This is a genomic window from Sulfitobacter sp. (assembly GCF_036961165.1).
In the GTDB taxonomy this organism is placed as follows: Bacteria; Pseudomonadota; Alphaproteobacteria; order Rhodobacterales; family Rhodobacteraceae; genus Sulfitobacter.
This window is the reverse complement of record NZ_JBALVJ010000162.1, coordinates 1-3,110: the sequence shown is the minus strand read 5'-3', so window position 1 is coordinate 3,110 and position 3,110 is coordinate 1. Positions and strand designations below refer to the sequence as shown.

3 protein-coding genes and 1 pseudogene are annotated in these 3,110 nt (G+C 50.6%); 3 read left to right on the top strand and 1 reads right to left on the bottom strand.

Annotation, left to right across the window (positions count from 1 at the left end; translation table 11 throughout):
* Nucleotides 1-38: 38 nt before the first annotated feature.
* Nucleotides 39-275, bottom strand: coding sequence for a hypothetical protein (locus V7730_RS22510; protein ID WP_335749787.1), 237 nt, complete (start codon nucleotides 273-275; stop codon nucleotides 39-41).
* A 236-nt stretch (nucleotides 276-511) separates the two neighbouring features.
* Here V7730_RS22510 and V7730_RS22505 point away from each other — a divergent pair.
* The 3 genes and pseudogenes from V7730_RS22505 (at nucleotide 512) to V7730_RS22495 (ending at nucleotide 2,623) form a co-directional block, all read left to right on the top strand.
* Nucleotides 512-1,165: pseudogene (locus V7730_RS22505) on the top strand (IS6 family transposase).
* A gap of 156 nt (nucleotides 1,166-1,321) precedes the next feature.
* Nucleotides 1,322-2,056 (top strand): phytanoyl-CoA dioxygenase family protein, encoded by a 735-nt coding sequence (locus V7730_RS22500; protein WP_335749786.1) that lies wholly within the window; start codon nucleotides 1,322-1,324, stop codon nucleotides 2,054-2,056.
* Nucleotides 2,057-2,194: 138 nt separating this feature from the next.
* Nucleotides 2,195-2,623 (top strand): SDR family oxidoreductase, encoded by a 429-nt coding sequence (locus tag V7730_RS22495; protein ID WP_335749785.1) that lies wholly within the window; start codon nucleotides 2,195-2,197, stop codon nucleotides 2,621-2,623.
* The last annotated feature ends 487 nt before the right edge of the window (nucleotides 2,624-3,110 follow it).

Below are 3,110 nucleotides of genomic sequence, written 5' to 3'. Positions count from 1 at the left end.
ATTCTCAGTGACAATTTATGGGGCTACCGGGTCAGCTCTCAGTGACATTCAACACTCACAGTCCAGCTGCGGTAGTTTTTGCCAACCAAATCGCCCTTTTTCGCATAGCCCTCAGCCATCGCGTCTTTTAGACAATCGTAAAGTGCTACAACCGCGGCCTCATCCAGATCAAAGGCGTCTTCAACCGTTACAGTATTGCAGTCTTGCGCGTATCCGGCAGTTGCGAAAGCAGAAAGTCCCGCGAACCTTGCGACGCGTAGAGCGGTCTTTTTCATCTTGTGTCCCCCCAAGGCATACATTTTACAATGTTCAATACTTTCGCATAAATCGGTGGGCATACAACGCACGACATTGCACGTTTTGGTGACGCATCCTGTTGTAGGTGCTTCAGGGGCACTGTCAGAATAAAACTTGTTGAGGCGGGCAGGGCGACCACCTAGCCTTTCTGGATGAAAAAAACTCCCCATTTCGCTACTTCAAGACTAGCCCCGAGATCATCCGTCTGGCGGTCATGATGTACGTTCGGTTCCAGCTTCCGCTTCGCAATGTTGAGGATCTTTTGCACGAACGCGGCATCGACATCTGCCACGAAACTGTTCGGTTTTGGTGGAACAGATTTGGCCCGCTATTTGCCGCAGAGATCCGCAAGAAAAAGGTCAGCCAGATGCGCGCATATTCGAACTGGCAATGGCACCTGGACGAGGTATTCGTGAAGATCAACGGCGAGATGCACTATCTTTGGCGGGCTGTGTGTCACGAAGGGTGAAGTCCTGGAAAGCTATGTGACCAAACGCCGTGATCGCAAAGCAGCATTGAAATTTCTTAGGAAAACCATGAAACGCCATGGCCGCGCAAATATTTTCGTCACCGATAAGCTACGTTCCTACGTTCCTACGGTGCGGCGATGAAGGTGATCGGCAATGCTGATCTGCAAGAAACCGGCCGCTGGCTCAACAATCGAGCCGAGAATTCACACCAGCCATTTAGGCGAAGAGAGCGAGCCATGCTTCGATTTAAGCGGATGCGAACTTTACAGAAATTCGTCGCCGTCCACGCTTCAGTCCACAACCATTTCAACGCGGAGCGCCATCTCTACAGTCGATCAAATTTCAAGCTGAACCGTGCCGCGGCTCTTACCGAGTGGCGCGGTCTCTGCATAGCCTAACAAATTGAGATCGCTGAAGAACAGAGACTGGTTCTCATTTGTCTGACAGCACCGATCTTGGAGTATCCGGCTTGACGGCTACGGTATTGATCACAATCATTGACATCCTTTACCCTGAAAAGCTATTTTTACTAAATTATTTATGGAGCCTTAAGCTTGCCGAATGAAATCGACACCCCGTCTATGGTGGCTGGTTGGAAACTTGAAAAGGCGTCTCTTGATTCACTTGGCTACAGCTCGCCCTTGCCGTTGGACAATCCACAACGCGCGCGTTGTATTTTTGAATCTAACAATGCCATTGGGTCAACAACTTACGTTAAAAACCCTCATGTCACATCGGACGTGGTGCGCCAAATGTTATGTGACGCGGGTCTGGTTCGCGCGGTAGAATCCCTGTGTGGCCCAAGTTTCAAGTTATGGCGCAGTGCGTTCTTTAGCAAATCTGAGGGCAGTGGCGAAATTGGCTGGCACCATGACAAGCACTTTGAGGCAGGTGATGCCGACATCCAGCTAAACACCATAGGCGGGCATTACTCAATATTGTTCGGATTGACGGACATTACGCATACAACAGGCTTGCTGGAAATCATTCCCGGCACGCATCGCGATGTTTATAACGTGCAACGTGACACAAGGCCCTTTCATTTGCGGCCTGCAAGCGCACATATTCTGACTGATTTACCGATTGAAGCGATGGCGATGCGCCGGCCTGTACCGATCCCAGCTGGCTGCTTCATGATCTTTCACTCAGCGATGTTGCACCGTAGCTTGTCACATACAAGTGGTGCCCGCCGCTTGGGAATGGCCATCCGGCTTGTACACCAGGATCGCGAAATTCCTGCGCCGCTGGCTAAACGTGAGGATATTTTTCCTTTTCCCCCAATTTTATGACTGACGAAACTACAAAACCGGAAACATGGGTTGTCACAGGTGTCACACAGGGCATGTGATTGGCTTTGACCCAATCACATTTGGAGCGTGGCGATATTGTCATTGCGACCCATCGCAGCGGAGCAAACGACGCGCTCAATGCGCTTAGGTCGCGTTTCACAGATCGAATACCAAGGTATCAAAGAAGCGTTCGACATCAATGCGCTTGGAATTTTGCGCATGGTCGAGGCTTTTGAACCATATTTGAATGATGCGTCTCATCCACGTATTTTGGCACTGACAAGTTTGATGGGTACGATTGCCAAAGCCAATTCTGGTAGTCTGGGGTGCCGGATGTCAAAAGCAGCACTCAATATGGCGATGCACGTTGTTGCTGCTGAGCTGGCCCCACGCCGAATTACAACAGCGCGTCTAAGGCTCGACCATGTGCGGACCTCAATGGCTGGTCCAAATGGTGCCATAAGCGCTTCGGAAAGCGCCGCCGCTATTATGGGAGTTTTCGACAAAATCAGCTATCAATCAAAACCGCGGTTTCTAGACCTTACCGGGGATCCGTTGTCTTGGTGATGACGATTGAGGGCGGATACGGGCCATTTTGATACGCGCCCCCCCTGAAGTATGAGCTGCTGCCGGTTTTGTCGACGGCAACTTATGCTTTCATCGCTCTCTCCCTGTACTGCATAGGGCTTAGATACCCCTGCATGCATCCCATACTATAAGATCAACCGCGTCGATGATCTGCTGCCGTGGAAAATTGCATTATAGAAGCGGCTAGACCGGAGGCTTACCTTTGAGAGATATGCGCGCTTCCTCTTTTCCACCGCACGTCCAAGACCAGCCTCCGTACCAGCCAGATTTGAGGCACCGCTTCGATGTAAGGTTGTGATGTTTAATGAGCGGCTATTCTCTGCCTTTTGCTTGCTGCATTTGCGTCCCGAGCCGTATCCACCCATAGTAAGTCTCCCGATATCTTCCGAAATCATTAGGCAAGTTTAGGGTAACTGAAGTGGTCCGGCAAAATTGGACAGCGTGCTAAGATGTATCCAACCCGAAC